A 16,219-nucleotide genomic window follows, 5' to 3' on the forward strand; every position below is an offset into this window, starting at 1 on the left:
ATCCGCAAAAAACTAGCGCAGTTTGATTGTTTACGAGATGCCATTGAGCACGTCTTACATTTTACGTCCTAAGTACCTTGGCGGTTGCTATACTTCATAAAGTAGACATGAGGAGTTAGACTAAAACGGTAGTCTGGGTCTTGTCCAATTTTTAAGTTATTAATATCTTCAAGAGCGTCTTCTAGCTTAATAAATAACTGTTTGTCAGGAATCTTACTAAATTCTTCTTTGAGATATTCAACTAGCCTTGATTCAAAATCATCAAATATACGTTCATCAATACCAGTAGATTGCAGTTTATATTCATCGTGCTGGATTAAATTAAAAACTTTATAGATATATTTAACAAATTCCTCATCTGGCATTAATATGAGATGATCTTTTTGTTGAGATGCTTCTGTTAGTTGTTTACTTAAAGTTTCTGTTTGTCGTTTGTATTCTTGGGAATAACGTTCAAGTTAAAGTTTATCCCTAAATAGTTTTTCTAACCATGAGAATGTTGCACCTGATTTTTGAATCTCTTGCAATAGTTGCACTGCACGTCGGATATCGCCGCGTTTTAAAGATAATTTTAACTGCTGACTTCGCCACCAATTTACGATAGGATTCTTCATAGCCAAATCCCTCTTTGCCTTCCATAATTTCTACACCTGGAAGCCGAGAAACTAACTTTTCCTTAAATTTCATATAGCTTAATTTCTCATCCTCATACCACCAAGCGTATTTTTGCTTAATTTCTTCAGCTTCTTGGCGAGTTGATGCTATGAGAGAACGACTATGGTTAGGATGAAAAGCTTGAATTACAACTCTATCGGCGATGGCTAGTTTGTCAATAAAAGTAGCTTCATCTGTTGGTAAAGTAGGAAGTAGAGGGGTAATAGTGATAGAAATTTTGGGAAGAAAACCTTTGAAGTAATCAATGCTTTGTTTAATTTTAGTGATAGCATTTAGTCTAGCTTTAATACTGGGCGATCGCGGTTCAAAATCTTTTCTCACTAATTCACTACCAGTAGGAATGCTCATATTAATTCGCAATCGCTTAAATCGTTGTAAATAATCAATATCTCTAGTAATAATTGGGCTACGAGTTTGAATCACCAAAGTTGGAGTTGGATAACCGTCAATCCTCACATCAAGCATTACATCTAATAATCGACGAGTCAGTTGATGTTTAGACTCAAGTGGTTGATAAGGATCAGTAACACTACTCATGTATATAATAGGAGGAAGCTGGGGATTTTTTTCATACCATTTTTTTAATTCTTTCGCTAAAATTTCAGCCGCATTTTCTTTAAAAATTACCCATTTCCCCCAATCTTGGCGCATTTGAGCATTCGGGCTAAATGCAGCAGCATAGCAATAACTACAACCGTATTGACATCCCCTGTAAGGATTTAGAGTAAAATCATAATTACCAATAAAACCAGTAGCCTTTGTTAAGAGTGATTTAGCATTTTGTACATAAACATTCACATCTCCAAACTTTTCTCGGACTAATTTGGTAGGAGTGCATTCGCAATAACCTTCATATTTTAGTTGTGCCATGTGAATCCTGATATTTATTGAGAGTGAATTAACGCACCCTACTTCTTATGATTCCCATTTTTATTTTGAAATGCTCTGCCAGAAAATCGGTTGAGTGGGTTTAAGGTATGTAAGGGGGTTGTTTCAGGATTAATTTGGCTCATGGGTTTTTATGTAAAGGTAGAATATCGTGCGTAGTTTACCGCCGTAGGCATCGCTGTAGTTCAGAAAAGCGATCCGATTGAAATCAAACTAGACGTCATCACCACGTACAATAATGGAAAGATTGCTAAACATCCACATTGAAAAACTACCTGAAGGCGTTTATTTAGCAACATCCGATGAACTTCAAGATTTAGTCGCTCAAGGACGGACTGTTGCTGAAACTTTAGAAATTGCCCGTGATGTAGCACATAAGTTATTAGAAGCACAATCTCAAGACAAAGAACTAGATTATTTGCAACCAATAGCTGAACAATTTAACTATCCTTAAATTTGAAATAAGTTTTTCGTATCTTTTTATAAAAAAGCGATATAAAACAACCCGTAGGATGCTGCGTTGTTTTATATCGCTTTCCTGTACCCAACTTACATTGCTACACTATATCAAAATAGATTTATATTTATTTTTTCAAATACAGTGTTTAATTACCTTGTCAGCTATCGACAAAAAACTAGTTTTTAATCTCTTGATTTGATCTAATTGATTTGGCGACCATTGTCCCCGATCTTGAAGATTTCTTACTGGTTCCATTTGATCTAATGTTGCAATAGGGCAATTTAGCTACATACTATTTTGAATAAGAATGTTCATATCTTCTATTCCACCTAACCAGAAACCTTCCGATGGGTGATTTTGCAAAACTGAGGGATGCTCCTTTATTTTATTTTCTAGTGTTTCTACAAGTTCTTTGGCCTTTTGCACAATCTGCATCCCCATTGCCTGATCTGCTGCAATTATTCTCTTATGTTTCTCATCTTTAGGCTTTCTTGTATCGTATCCATTGAAAATCCAACCTGCAAATACAGGTTTACCAAGATTTATATATTTTTGATTATGAGGATTATTGGTGTCGTGTAGTTGACATCCTATTTCCCATTCCTTAATAAACCGTGGTAGTGTTTCTCCTATTAGCCCAACACAATACGAACAAAAAATATCAGATGTACAAGGAACAATAAAATAGTTAGAAGAATACAGTGCAGTTCTAACCAAATTATTAAATGAGGGTGGTAAGTCAATTAATACATAATCATACTGTTTATCTTCGTTACTATTAGCTTCTTGTATTAGCCTGTTTATTATTGAATATTTTTCAAGCCCATTACCAGTGAGTAAATCCGACCCAACACTTAGTGATTCTGAATAGACATTCAACCAAGCATCACTAGCAATTAAATCAACATTATTGCTAGTTCTGTGTCCTTTGTGTTTATATAACTGTAATGTACCTTCATTTTGTAAAAACCTCTGTAGATATGCTCTTATAGTAGTTCCATAAGGATTTTCTGGGCTTGGTAAAATATTTGTAAATCGATCACCTAACATTGCTATTGAAAGATTTGATTGGGGATCAAAATCTATTAACAGCACTTTTTTGCCTCTTCGTGCAAGCGCATCTCCTAAATTCCATGTAATAATTGTTTTGCCAACACCGCCTTTATTGTTAAAAATTGAAATTACTTTAGTCTTATTGCTACTCATCTCTTCCAACCTAGTGTTTTTTTCGTGACTATACTTTTTATATTAACGATACGTCAATTTATCCAAAACGTCGATTTAGTAGACGTAAGGTTATAGTTTCTTAACCTAGTTTTATTGCTAGTTTGCGGCGAGTCAGTTCGCGTCAAACTTGCTAAAGGTAACAGCGCCGGATTAACTAAAAATATTGTTAAATCTTGCTCCCAAATACGAACAACCTGATATTGGTGAATCGTCGTATTGTCCCGATATTCTTCAGTAAAAGCCATTTCGTTAGTAGTTTCTTGCAAAAAGATTAGTATTTGCACTACAGGACAACGGTATTGACGCTTCAACCTTACCGAATAATCGAGCATTCGGAAATTAAGCCCCGGATTAGATTTCGCCAAAGTTTGAAATTCAATGTGCAAAATTTGGTTAGCTGCTTGCAAAAATGTCACAGAATCCGCACGAATTGGTTCAAGCGTAAGTTCCGTTTTTAAGACTTCAATTTGTTGCACCTCTACCCCAAGCAACCAACGCACAAACTCGGCTGGGTACTGTTCAGCTAAATATTTACAAGCGTTGTCGTAACTCACCCTTCTTCTCCTGACACAAAAAAACAGCCGCCTCCATAAAGGAAGCAGCTGTTTCACTAATTATGTAACTACAAAGTATTAGTAATCGAAGTCGCCGCCACCAGCGCCAGCGCCAGCAGGAGCGCCATCCTTAGGCTCAGGCTTGTCAACTATGATACATTCGGTTGTCAACACCATACCAGCGATAGAAGCAGCGTTTTGCAGAGCAGAACGAGTCACTTTGGCAGGGTCAACAATACCAGCATCAAACAAATCGACGAATTCGTTTGTCGCAGCATTGTAGCCAACGTTGAATTCTTTCTCTTTCACGCGTTCAGCGATCACAGCACCATTCTGACCTGCGTTTTCAGCAATCCGCTTCAGAGGTGCAGGTAAGGCGCGAACGACAATCAAAGCACCAATCAACTCTTCATCTTTAAGATTGCTCTTTGCCCAAACTTCCAATTCAGGAGCAAGGTGAGCCAGAGTTGTACCACCGCCAGGAACAATACCTTCTTCCACAGCAGCTTTAGTGGCGTTGATAGCGTCTTCTAGGCGCAGTTTCTTGTCTTTCATTTCAGTTTCGGTCGCTGCACCCACTTTCACCACAGCAACACCACCAGAGAGTTTAGCAAGACGCTCTTGCAGTTTCTCTTTGTCGTAAGAAGATTCGGTTTCATCGATTTGACGACGAATCTGCTCGACACGAGCCTTAACAGGAGCTTCGTTACCTTCGGCAACAATTGTAGTGCTGTCCTTGGTGATGGTGATCCGGCGAGCTTTACCCAAGCTATCCAGCTTGGTGTTATCTAGCTTCAAACCAGCATCTTCGGTGATTAGTTGCCCGCCAGTTAAAACAGCGATGTCTTCTAGCAGTGCTTTGCGGCGATCGCCAAAGCCAGGAGCCTTAACAGCAGCCACGTTGAGTACACCGCGTAAACGGTTTACTACCAAGGTTGCCAAAGCTTCTTTTTCGATATCTTCGGCGATAATCACCAAAGGACGACCAGCACGAGCAACTTGCTCTAACACTGGTACAAGGTCTTGTACCAAAGCAATTTTCTTATCGGTCAGCAGTAGGAAAGGCTCATCAAAAACCGCTTCCATCCGTTCAGCGTCGGTGGCGAAATAGGGAGAGATGTAGCCTTTGTCAAAGCGCATCCCTTCAGTGATTTCCAACTCGGTGAACATAGATTTCCCTTCTTCTAGGGAAATTACGCCTTCCTTGCCCACTTTGTCCATTGCTTGGGCAATCATCTGACCAACTTCTTCGTCGTTACCAGCCGAGATCGCACCAACTTGAGCAATGGCTTTGGAGTCTTCTACTGGACGGGCGTGTTCTTTGATTTTTTCTACGAGGAAGGCAGTAGCTTTGTCTATACCACGCTTCAGCGAAATTGCATTAGCACCAGCCGCAACGTTCCGCAAGCCTTCTTTAACGATCGCATGAGCTAAAACGGTGGCAGTGGTGGTGCCATCGCCCGCAGCGTCGTTGGTCTTAGAAGCAGCTTGACGAATCAGAGCTACACCAGTGTTTTCAATATGGTCTTCTAATTCAATTTCTTTGGCGATCGTTACACCGTCATTGACAATTTGCGGTGCGCCAAATTTCTTTTCTAGAACTACGTTACGACCTTTGGGACCAAGGGTAACAGCTACAGCCTCAGCCAGGATGTCAATGCCTCGTTCCAGGGCGCGACGGGCGTTTTCGTTGTAGATAATGCGCTTTGCCATAGGTGTCTAAATTCCGGGAGTAAGTCAATTTTTTTGAATTGGGTATTGGGCATTGGGCATTGGGCATCGGGTATCGGGCATTGGGCATCGGGTATCGGGCATTGTCTTTATTTTTGACATCCCCTGTTCCCTGTTCCCTATTCCCTATTTCCCTATTCCCAACTCCCCATTAGATCACGACTGCTAAAATATCTTTTTCAGAAAGCAGTACATATTCTTCGGTGCCGAGTTTGATGTCAGTGCCAGCGTACTTAGAGTACAGCACCTTATCGCCGACTTTAATTTCCAATTCCTGACGATTACCGTCATCGTTACGCTTGCCAGGCCCAAGGGCGACTACTTCCCCAACCTGGGGCTTTTCCTTGGCTGTGTCGGGCAAATACAGACCACCTGCGGTCTTTTCCTCTGAGGCGCTCACTTTTACGAAAACGCGATCGCTCAAAGGTTTAACTGTAGAAACGCTTAAAGATAAAGCTGCCATAATTATTTTCTCCAGAGTTTTAGCACTCTCAACCCCTGAGTGCTAATCTACCGAAAAGTGGCATCCAATGGCAAGAATCCCTTGAGTACGGGTTCCCGAACTAGAAGATCATCGGTGTACTTAAGTATAAATGCTTAATTATTCTTATCTTTCAGGTTCGGTTCTATAAGTTACGAAGAGAGTAGGGAGTAGGCAGTTATAAGAATTCTTCCCCATTCCCCACTCCCCACTCCCCATTCATTGGAAATTGTTATAGAACTGTAATCAGGGAGCCGCTCGATAAGTAACAATACAGTGATCCAGTCCAGCCATCAAATCCGCAAAACCACTAAGTCTCCAGAACATAAAGCCGTGAGTTCTTGTGTAGAAACTTTAGGACTTGCAAAAATTCAGCCATACATTTTTATTTGCGCTGATCAGACAATTGCGAACTGCTGCTCAAAAGGAGCTAGTCTGGAATCCTGGCAATACTTAAAAAAGCAACTTAAAGAGTTAAAACTTGATGAGCCGCAACAGAGTCATCCCATTTGCGTCTATAGAACTAAAGCCAACTGCTTGCGTGTTTGTTGTTCTAGACCCCATAATGGTGGTTTACACTGATGGGGTCTGGTATGGCCAAGGAAAACTGGGAGTTATTGAGCGGATCATCCAAGAACACTTAATAGGCAATAAGGTGGTAGAAGAATAGGCATTTTTAACCCATCCTTTGCCAGAAACTTCCCTAGTTTCTTGTGAACACCTCATAGAGGCTTAACAATCGAAGGATATGGTATAGCAGTAAGCTTAAAGAAAGTGCGGGTTGGTTTTGAGCTAGGGTCATCTTTAAGCCAATACTTAGTTGTGAGTCAGAAAGATTATTATTTAATCAGTGTTTTTTCGCCCGCCCCTTTCAATGCGATATATAATAGCGCATTATAGATACTACTGCTATACGTATCCTTGCTGGACTTTAGCTATCGAGCTACTAGTCTCTTGAAAATGCTCGGCATTTTTGAGGCTTCGAGACAGCAAAGGCAAGTTAAGTAGGAAAAAGGACAACATCTCGAAATAACCCACCAGAGAGGATAAATATTCAAGACTTTGATGGACCGAAGCGCGACAAGTGCCACTGCTATGAAAGAGCCCAGCATGAAAGATCACAAACGACTTCTATTGATTGATGATGACCCTAACCTCATCTTGCTGGTGAAGGATTACTTAGAATTCCGGGGATATGAAGTCATCACCGCCGAAAATGGACGTGAAGCTCTGGAAATTTTAGAGCAAGATGTTCCAGACATGATCATCTGCGACGTGATGATGCCGGAAATGGACGGATATACTTTTGTGGAACAAGTCCGGCAAAACGAACGCACCAGCTGGATTCCGGTTCTTTTCCTTTCAGCTAAGGGACAAAGTGCAGACCGAGTTAAGGGTCTGAATAAAGGTGCTGATGTTTATATGGTCAAACCCTTTGAACCAGAAGAACTCGTAGCGCAAGTTGAATCCTCGCTGAAACAAACTATCCGTTGGAAAGAACACCAAGCAAAAGGAGGCGAAAACGGTTCCCGCATCCAGGTTCCCTTCGATGTGCAATTAACCCCAACCGAACTGAAAGTAGTCCAGTTTGTCGCTAGGGGTTTAGCTAACCGGGAAATTGCTGAAGAACTAAATGTTAGTCAGCGCACGGTTGAAAGCCATGTGTCCAATATGTTGGGCAAAACTAATCTCCATAACCGCACTGAATTAGCGCGGTGGGCGATTGAAAATCAAATGGCTTAAACAAAGTTAAGAGTTAAAAGTTAGGAGTTATGAGTTATGAATTTTTTAACTCCTAACTCGTAACTCCTAACTAAATCTACCAACCATCTTCTTCAGGGCTGGATTGGTGCAAAACTTCTAAATCCAGTTCATCGAGGTAAGTTAAGGCGCTTTCAATCTGGGAAGTAGTTCCTCTTAGTTTCAAATGGAAGCAGCTATATTGTGGCACGTTTGCGCTGATCTGAGCATCAGCAATAATGACTGTTACCCCATAGTGAGAAACCAGTCGTGAAATGACTGGTTCCTCATGTAAATCTTTAGGAATGCGAACTTGGATACGAGTTTGGGTGCGTCTACTATCTAAAATATCAGTATTAGATTTTACTTGTTTATTTGGAATTGCCATTCTAGCTTCCTACTCGACTTATTGGATGAGGGTTTTGCTTTACACGATTTCTTTTAAGACTAGCGTTACTCATCCCACACAGGCAAGCAGTGGCAAATGATTCATAATCAAGATTCGGTAGCCGGATTCTCGATTTTGACTTCTTATATAGGAATTGTACTCAAATCGGTAACTGGTAATGCTATTGGAATTTCAATCGCAAATTCTGTTCCATAACCAAGTTCAGATTTTAGCTGGATATTTCCCTGATGTTTTTCAATAATTTGATAGCTAATTGCTAAACCTAGTCCCGTTCCTTTGTTGACAGGTTTAGTTGTAAAAAAAGGATCAAATATCTTAGTTTTGATTTCGGAATCAATTCCAGAACCGTTATCTCTAAATCTAATTATGACTGTTTCTAATTCAGTTACTTCCGTTTTAATCACAATTTGCTTTTGGATCTGATTATCTAGTTCTAGTAAAGCATCAATGCCATTACTGAGGATATTCATGAATACTTGATTCAGTTGTGCTGGATAACATTGAACTAACGGCAGATTTTCATATATTTTAATAATTTCAATTTTTTGTTTGAGTCGATGGTTTAAAAGTAATAAAGTACTTTCAATACCTTCATGAAGATTAACAGCTTTTTTATCGGAATGATCGAGTCGAGAAAAGTTTCTTAGTGACAGCACAATGTCACGAATCCGATCAGTCCCTATCTTCATGGATGAGAGAATTTTTGGTAAATCATCAATGATAAAATCAAGGTTAAAATCGCCATACTCATCTTGCAATACAAAATGTGATTCAGGATGTTTTTGTTTATATAGTCCGATTAAATTTAAAAGACAGTTAACATGGTTATTTAAGTGGTTAAAATTGCCCTGAATAAAATTCACAGGATTATTAATTTCGTGGGCTAAACCTGCAACCATCCGACCCAAGCTAGACATTTTCTCAGTCTGGATCAATTGAACTTGGGTAGTTTGTAATTCCCGTAAGGTCTGTTCTAATTGTTGTGCTTGAAGTTGGGCAGTAGCAGTTGCTGTAGTCAGTGCTTTGAGGTTATTGTATGCTTTGGAATGATAACGGATGCGGGCAATTAACTCAACTGCATCGGGTAACTTGATTAGGTAGTCATTTGCCCCCTCAGTAAAGGCTGCGGCTTTGAGCTTTGCTTCTTCTTTACTGGATAACATGACAATAGGAATATCACGAGTTACTGGATGAGAGCGAAACCAACGTAGTAGCATTAATCCATCGATATCTGGCATGATCATATCCAAGAAGATCACCGTTGGTGCAATGGCGATCGCATCTTGAATAGCCTGAGCCGGATTACTTGTATAGTGAAGGGAAATATCTGTTTCTGTCGCAATCATCCGACGGAAGGCTTCGCTAATAATTACCTGATCGTCAATTAGCAAAAGCTTCACTGTGGATGTTTTGGAATCTAGAATAAATGGTATAGCTTGTGGGGTTTCTGGTTCATTGCACTTCGGTGATAATCTTTCTGTCTCTTGAGATATTTGTAAGAGTGCTGTTTCTTGTAGGTTCATTTAGCACCTATAAATGGTGTTTGTTTGAAAAATTACAAAGTAATAACGGAAATTTATTATTTTATAATGTCGCAATTATATATCAGTAATTCAGTATTGATAGTAATTTGAAATACTTTTTAAAGGATATTAATCAGATTATCCAATTTACCGTAACTGATTATACTAAGATATTCCACAGTAATACCAAGTAAGTTAGATGATCTAATTAAGTAGTAATGTATTAAGTATTTACCGTAAAGCAGACGGTAAAAAGTTGATGCAGGCTGATGCGATCGCCTCAACTGGCAAAACCTCCACCACAGATCCTAATTCCACTGCTACTTTCGGCATACCATAGACAATGCAAGTTTTACGGTCTTGGGCAATAGTGTGCCAACCTGCTTGACGCAATCGTTTTAAGCCTTGAGCGCCATCTTGACCCATCCCCGTGAGCAACACCGCAACCCCCTGTCCAGTCCAATTTTTAGCCACACTGCTGAAGAAAACATCGACCGATGGACGGGAGGAAAAATTTAGTGGTTCTTTCTCATAGCCAAGGGTGAGGTCGGGACGCATCACCAAATGAAGATTTGTGCCAGCAACGAGAATTTTACCAGACTGTGGTCTTGCGTCTGCGAGCGCTAGTTGCACAGGCATAGGAATTTGCTCGTTTAACCAGGTGGCAAAACCTGTGACAAATTCGACAGCAACATGCTGGACAATGACCACAGCCGCCGGAAAATCTGAGGGAAATTGGGAGAGAATAGTTGTCAATGCTTTAGGCCCACCAGTGGAAGCCCCCATGACTATTAGGAGTGGGAGTGATTTTAGGCGATGGAGAGGCGGCGATCGCTGACGTGAAGATTTACCAATTAAGCGGGCGATCGTCGCAATTTTATTTAGTAGCCCATCATCACCGAAAGCTGGCGTGTTGACAGCATCCAAGGCTCCATAGCCCATTGCTTCAAAAACCTTGGCTGCATAGCGATTAACGCTAGCTGTTACCATCACAATAGCGCAGGGGGATTGGCTCATGATCTGCCGTGTAGCTTCTACTCCATCCATGCTAGGCATCAGCACATCCATCAAAATCAAGTCGGGAGTATCAGCCGCACACTTATTCACCGCTTCCACGCCATCGTAAGCAACCCACGCCAGCTTGTAGTCTGGTACTTTGACCACAACACGCCGCAGTGCTTCTACAGCCATAAACATATCGTTGACGATTGCAATTCTCACAGGTTATGGCATTTTTCCAAAATATTTTTTTATTTGTCAGTCCCTAATTACGAATTACGAATTATTCTCAAGCCTCTCCAATTAGATCAATTACCGCCTTTAACAGAGTGTCATCATGAAAGCTACTCTTAGTGAGGTAGTAGTCTGCACCTGCTTCTAACCCTTGCAGTCGGTCTTCTTCCCGATCTTTGTAAGATACGATAATCACGGGTATTTGCTTCAACTTGGCATGAGTTTTGATCTGGCTGGTAAGTTCAAAGCCATTCATCCGGGGCATATCAATATCTGTAACCACCAAGTCATAATCGCCGCTACGGATTGCATTCCAACCATCAATGCCATTAACCGCCACTTCAGCTTTATAACCATTGTTTTCCAAGAGTTTGCGCTCCATTTCGCGCACCGTGATCGAATCATCCACCACTAACACTCGCTTGTAAACTTTGGTAACTGCTTGATGAGCAGATTGATTTACCTGAGAGAGTTGTCCACTGGAAAATACCTTAGCAATGGAACGTACTAAATCTTCGACATCGACAATCAACACCGGGGAACCATCATTCATCAGGGCGGCGGCGCTAATGTTGGCGACTTTACCAAGGCGGGGATCTAAAGGTCGGACAACCAAACTGCACTCACCAAGAAACCGATCTACAACTAATCCATAACGGTTAAGGCGATCGCTAATTACAATAACTGACAGCGATTCTATATTCACCGCAGGCGAGGGTAACTCTAAAACTTGACTTGCCAAAATCAACTCCACAGGTTGATTATTCATCAGGAAAAATGGGCGATTTTCCGATACAGCAATATTAGACTTGGACAAGATCACTACCTGTTCAATGCGTGCCAGTCCAAAGGCATAAAATTCGCCGGCAATTTCTACTAGCAGGGTGCGAATCACAGATAGCGTCAATGGTAACTGCAAATAAAAGGTCATGCCCCTTCCCAACACAGAAACCGCCCGCAACGTTCCGCCAACTTCCCGCACTGTGCTATGGGCTATATCTAGCCCCACACCTCGACCCGAAATTTCGGTGACAGTCTCAGTTGTGGAGAAACCAGGTAAAAACAGAAACTCCATTAACTCGACTTCGGTAAGTTGGGCGGCCATTTCCGGGTTTGTCAGTTGTTTGATGATCACTGCTTGGCGCAAAAACTCGATATCGATTCCTTGTCCATCATCTGAAACACTGATAAACAGCATTCCGGCGCGATGGGTAACTTCAATGCGAATAATTCCTTCTTCTGGCTTTCCTACTGCTAGACGCTCCTGGGGCGGTTCAATACCATGATCGATCGCATTCCGCAAAATATGAGTCAACGGAGCTTCCAGACGTTCTAGAATATCTCGATCTACCAAAGTAGACTTACCGACGATTTCCAGTTTCACCCGTTTACCCAATTGTCTTCCTAAGTCGCGCACCATCCGCGGAAGTCCCTGTCCCCCATCAGCAAACGAACACATCCGGGTAGTAATAATTTCCTGATATAGGCGATGGGCAAGGTTAGCAGAACGCTGAGAAAATAGTTCTAGTTCGTTTTGGCGATCGCTCATCATCTGGTAACATTCTTTAGCTTTTTGATGGGCTGCACTTAAGTTTTGTTTAATTTGCCGATCCAGATGATAGTTGCCGAATAATTCCTGTAACTTCTCCAGCAGGTTGGACAATTCCCCCTGATTGCTTCTCAACTTCAGTAAAGAGTTGGCAAATGGTTCTAAGGAGTTCGCCTCAACTAAACACTCTCCTGCTAAACCCATCAAGCGATTCAGATTCTCAGTACTCATTCGCACCCCCCGATTTTGGATGATGCCTAATTCTTCTGAAGATGTGGAGATATTTAGCGGGGATGGGGAAACAAGGATTGTCTGTTGGTTCTCTTCTAACTGCGCTGTTGTGATTAGGGGATGAATTTCTGTAGAAGTTGCCTCTGGAGTTAGGATATTAGCGATCGCACTCACTACCGATTGAATGCCAACATCTTCTAAAATCTGCAAATTTGGGTTAGCTGTAACTGTTTCAGCTATATGTAGGAGCATATCTACCCCTTGCAGCAACACATCAATGCGATCGGCAGTTAAGATAATTTTTCCCTCTTGAGCCGCAACAAAACAGTTTTCCATCACATGGGCAAGATTGACAGCCGGCTGAATTTGGACAATTCGGGCAGCGCCTTTAATGCAATGGGCTGCCCGCATTAAGGCTGCCAATTCTTGTTGGGGATCGGGTTTAGTCTCCAGTGCCAACAGGCAATCATTCAACACCACAACTTGAGCTTTTACTTCCATGTTGAATAAATCAAGCAAGGAAAGATTGCTGACATCAAATTCTTCTAACATTCCTGCACCTTCCTAGAACACCGATTTATTAATCCTGGAAGAACCTCTCCCCCTACCCCTCTACTACGAGGAGAGGGGAGCTAAACTCCCCCAACGCTGGTAGGGAAGGGGGTTGGGGGGTTAGGTTTTTGATCACTGCACCTTCCTAGCTAAGGTGGTGAATAACAATTCATCATCCAAATAGCTGACACTCTGCGCTCGCTCGATTTGCTTCCCATTCGGTTGCCAGTGAAATAATCCTTTAGTATAGGTTTGAGTCAGAGTCTTAGGCGCATCTTGTAATTCATCCCGGTGAAATCGGTGTACTCCATAAAGTTCATCTACAGCAAAGACCCAAGTTTTACCTGCCTTTCCCAGCACCACCAGGCGCGAATACACCACTGGACTCAGCGTTTGTACTGCTGTATCGGCAACTTCCAGATTCAGCAGATGACTCAAAGAGATACACAATAGCAATTCGCCTCGGATACTCACCAATCCCCGCAAGATTTGGTTGCTACGATGCGGTAGGGTATGAATCACACTCGGAGGGGAAATTTCTTTAAAGATTTGGGCAGAAAGTGCGAGCCATTCCCGTTGCAGACGAAAAATTACAACCGTCATTTGAGTTGTGGGCAAAGCAGAGGATGGCATTGGGGACTTTTCATCGGCTTTGGATTGTGCCAGTAACTGAGTCCACTCTTGCCGATAATCTTCAGGTATAGGGCGCTCTAGCAAATGACGGCCAGCAGTAGAGTAAACAGGGCAATTGCGGCAATGGGTATATATGGCTAATTGGGGACAGGAGCGATCGCCGCCCTCAATGCCGATAAAATTCCAACAACGTTCAATATTTAATGGAGTAGCGATCGGGTTCATAAGGGTTAATCAAGAGATTTGGTGAATCAGGGGTATAGCGTCTTCTGTTTTCACCTGAAAGCGGGCAATCTCTTGACGCAATCCCTGCGCTACTTGGTTAAGTTGGGCTATGCCATGATTTATTTCCCGCAAGGAATCCGCAGTTTGCACAGAAGTGCTGCTCAACTGCACCATCGCCTCACTAATTTGTTGCGCTCCCACAGATTGGGTTTCCATACCCTGGTTGACAAACTCAAATCGCGGATTCAAATCTTGCACTTGCTGGATAATTTGCCCAACCTGTGTATTGATGCTGGCAACATCTTCTATACTCCGCCCTACTTCTGCGGCAAACTTGTCCATCTCCATCACACCTGTAGAGACTGACGATTGCATCTGCTTCACCATCTGCTCAATGTCGAGAGTAGCAACGGCAGTTTGATCTGCTAATCGGCGAATTTCTCTAGCAACTACAGCAAAGCCCAAGCCATACTCTCCAGCTTTTTCGGCTTCGATCGCAGCATTTAATGATAGCAGATTCGTTTGGTCAGCCACTTTGGTAATTGTGACGACGATAGTATTAATATTGTTTGCCTTTTCGCTAATTACTCCCAGTCGGGCAGCAACAGCATTAGTGGCTTCTGCTAACTGCCGCATAGTGGTTTCCATCCGCAAAATGTCTTTTTGGCTATCATTCGCGGCTGTCGTCGTGACTTGTGAAATGGTCGCAACTTGCTCCATTGCACTTACAAGTTCTCTAGATGTGGCGGAAATTTCTTTGCTAGCAGCAGTTACCTCATTAGTAGAAGCTACCTGCTCGGTCAGCGTCGCTTCTAATTGTTTACCCGAAGCTGCTATTTGAGTAGCTGAGGTAGTCACTTGGATGCCTGAATGCTGTACCTGACGAATCAGAGTGTTGAGACTCTGGGTCATGGTTTGGAAAGCAGTTAATAGTCTATTTATTTCATCTTTGCTATTGGGGTCAGCCTTGACCTGAGTTGTTAAGTTCCCTGTGGAAATTTGCTCTGCAACCCTAACGACACTAATAATCTGAAATGCAATTTGTCGAGCGATTACAAACCCCAAAATAATCGCAGTTATGGGGCCAATGGCAATTCCTACAGAAATCCAGAGAACGCTGCGAGCCACATTCTTTTCGACTTCTTTTTGTGTATCTGATATGTATCCTTCATTAAGTTTTAAAAGTTTGCCTGCTTGATCGTCAGTTATTTTAAATAATGGTTCTTCTCTATTTACTCCCTCAGAATCCATACGATTACGTAATTGCAATGCCGCTTGAATAGTGGCAAAATCCGATGATTTTTCTTTACCTGCACGCATTAATTCAATTTGTTTTTTCCAAGGATTGGGAACACCCAGTTGATTGAATTGTTGCTCAATATCTAACAATTTTTCATGGGCTTGCTTCCAGACACCCAGTTGTTCTTTAAGTAAGTCATACTCTTTTTTTTCTTGTTCGCTTAGTGGCGTTGCTTCGTACTGCTTAATACCTTCGTTAATCTGTTTCCAAGCCTCCTGGATTTGAGCTATTGCACCCTGTCTTTCACTAACAATGACTTCAGGATCAAATAGTAACCGTTCTGCCGATTGGATTTGTGTCTGACCTTCGTTAATCTTCCATATCCCGGACACACTGGGGATATTATCCGTCGCTAATACGTTAATGTACTGATTTAACTCGTTGGTGGTGAACCATGCCAGCAAGGCCATTATGAGTACAATCAGTCCCATGAATAAAAATGAACCGATTAACCGTGTTTGTAAGGTCATGTTCTTGAACATTGGGTATCCTAATGTTGGTCTACTGCCGTAAAACGCCTTCACCTATTAAAATTCCCAAATCACAAACAAAATCAACAGTCTGTATTTTAAATTTTGAAACAAATTATTAAGTAGGTAGCTCAGTTCAGAAACTAGCTTTTCCTTCTGATTTGAAAGTGCTGAGTGCTGAGTAAGAAGTTTGAGTATAAAAGGTGGATGAATGAGTCTGTGAGGTGGATGAACGGAGTTCTGAGGTGGATGAATGAGGATAAAAGGTGGATGAATGAGGATAAAAGGTGGATGAATGAGGATAAAAGGTGGATGAATGAGGATAAAAGGTGGATGAA

The 16,219-nt window shown here is 41.7% G+C and carries 15 protein-coding genes and 1 pseudogene; 3 read left to right on the plus strand and 13 right to left on the minus strand.

Translation table 11 applies throughout. The annotated features are described in order from the left end of the window. Nucleotides 1–68: 68 nt before the first annotated feature. A complete protein-coding gene (locus tag V7K36_RS10070; RefSeq protein WP_335115353.1) occupies nucleotides 69–365 on the minus strand; it encodes a hypothetical protein in 297 nt (98 codons plus the stop codon). A gap of 106 nt (nucleotides 366–471) precedes the next feature. Beyond that, on the minus strand, nucleotides 472–1,545 hold the full coding sequence (locus tag V7K36_RS10075) for an SPL family radical SAM protein (protein ID WP_335115355.1): 1,074 nt from the start codon (nucleotides 1,543–1,545) through the stop codon (nucleotides 472–474). A 256-nt stretch (nucleotides 1,546–1,801) separates the two neighbouring features. Here V7K36_RS10075 and V7K36_RS10080 point away from each other — a divergent pair, with 256 nt between their 5' ends. Continuing rightward, nucleotides 1,802–2,017 (plus strand): type II toxin-antitoxin system HicB family antitoxin, encoded by a 216-nt coding sequence (locus V7K36_RS10080; protein ID WP_335115357.1) that lies wholly within the window; start codon nucleotides 1,802–1,804, stop codon nucleotides 2,015–2,017. 291 nt (nucleotides 2,018–2,308) lie between these two features. On the opposite strand, the gene V7K36_RS10085 is transcribed toward V7K36_RS10080, so the two are convergent. From V7K36_RS10085 to groES, 4 genes and pseudogenes are all read right to left on the minus strand, one after another. Continuing rightward, on the minus strand, nucleotides 2,309–3,229 hold the full coding sequence (locus tag V7K36_RS10085; RefSeq protein WP_335115359.1) for a ParA family protein: 921 nt from the start codon (nucleotides 3,227–3,229) through the stop codon (nucleotides 2,309–2,311). 122 nt (nucleotides 3,230–3,351) lie between these two features. After that, nucleotides 3,352–3,804 (minus strand): annotated as a pseudogene (locus V7K36_RS10090) (Rpn family recombination-promoting nuclease/putative transposase); the annotation flags it as partial. 78 nt (nucleotides 3,805–3,882) lie between these two features. Next, on the minus strand, nucleotides 3,883–5,517 hold the full coding sequence (gene groL / locus V7K36_RS10095; protein ID WP_335115361.1) for a chaperonin GroEL: 1,635 nt from the start codon (nucleotides 5,515–5,517) through the stop codon (nucleotides 3,883–3,885). Between the two features lie 169 nt (nucleotides 5,518–5,686). Continuing rightward, nucleotides 5,687–5,998 carry a co-chaperone GroES gene (groES, locus tag V7K36_RS10100; protein WP_334782876.1) on the minus strand — a complete coding sequence of 104 codons (312 nt, stop codon included), beginning with the start codon at nucleotides 5,996–5,998 and terminating at the stop codon, nucleotides 5,687–5,689. 502 nt (nucleotides 5,999–6,500) lie between these two features. On the opposite strand from groES, the gene V7K36_RS10105 reads away from it, so the two are divergent. Both V7K36_RS10105 and V7K36_RS10110 read left to right on the plus strand, forming a co-directional pair. Beyond that, complete coding sequence (locus V7K36_RS10105) at nucleotides 6,501–6,686, plus strand: hypothetical protein (RefSeq protein ID WP_335094433.1); 186 nt, start codon at nucleotides 6,501–6,503, stop codon at nucleotides 6,684–6,686. A 395-nt stretch (nucleotides 6,687–7,081) separates the two neighbouring features. After that, nucleotides 7,082–7,759, plus strand: a complete 678-nt coding sequence (locus V7K36_RS10110) for a response regulator transcription factor (RefSeq protein ID WP_012407592.1) — start codon at nucleotides 7,082–7,084, stop codon at nucleotides 7,757–7,759. Nucleotides 7,760–7,835: 76 nt separating this feature from the next. On the opposite strand, the gene V7K36_RS10115 is transcribed toward V7K36_RS10110, so the two are convergent. The 7 genes from V7K36_RS10115 to V7K36_RS10145 all read right to left on the minus strand — a co-directional run. Then, nucleotides 7,836–8,144 (minus strand): NIL domain-containing protein, encoded by a 309-nt coding sequence (locus V7K36_RS10115; protein WP_335115363.1) that lies wholly within the window; start codon nucleotides 8,142–8,144, stop codon nucleotides 7,836–7,838. Between the two features lie 143 nt (nucleotides 8,145–8,287). Continuing rightward, nucleotides 8,288–9,688: a hybrid sensor histidine kinase/response regulator gene (locus V7K36_RS10120; RefSeq protein WP_335115365.1), complete on the minus strand. Its 1,401-nt coding sequence runs from the start codon at nucleotides 9,686–9,688 to the stop codon at nucleotides 8,288–8,290. A gap of 231 nt (nucleotides 9,689–9,919) precedes the next feature. Next, nucleotides 9,920–10,909, minus strand: coding sequence for a chemotaxis response regulator protein-glutamate methylesterase (locus V7K36_RS10125; protein ID WP_335115367.1), 990 nt, complete (start codon nucleotides 10,907–10,909; stop codon nucleotides 9,920–9,922). A 67-nt stretch (nucleotides 10,910–10,976) separates the two neighbouring features. Beyond that, complete coding sequence (locus tag V7K36_RS10130) at nucleotides 10,977–13,253, minus strand: hybrid sensor histidine kinase/response regulator (RefSeq protein ID WP_335115369.1); 2,277 nt, start codon at nucleotides 13,251–13,253, stop codon at nucleotides 10,977–10,979. A gap of 132 nt (nucleotides 13,254–13,385) precedes the next feature. Further along, a complete protein-coding gene (locus tag V7K36_RS10135; RefSeq protein WP_335115371.1) occupies nucleotides 13,386–14,111 on the minus strand; it encodes a chemotaxis protein CheW in 726 nt (241 codons plus the stop codon). Nucleotides 14,112–14,120: 9 nt separating this feature from the next. Continuing rightward, nucleotides 14,121–15,893, minus strand: a complete 1,773-nt coding sequence (locus V7K36_RS10140) for a HAMP domain-containing methyl-accepting chemotaxis protein (protein WP_335115373.1) — start codon at nucleotides 15,891–15,893, stop codon at nucleotides 14,121–14,123. Between the two features lie 45 nt (nucleotides 15,894–15,938). Next, nucleotides 15,939–16,219 (minus strand): hypothetical protein (locus V7K36_RS10145; protein ID WP_335115375.1); only part of this gene is annotated, 281 nt, incomplete at its 5' end.

Source organism: Nostoc sp., assembly GCF_036919555.1.
GTDB lineage: Bacteria > Cyanobacteriota > Cyanobacteriia > Cyanobacteriales > Nostocaceae > Nostoc.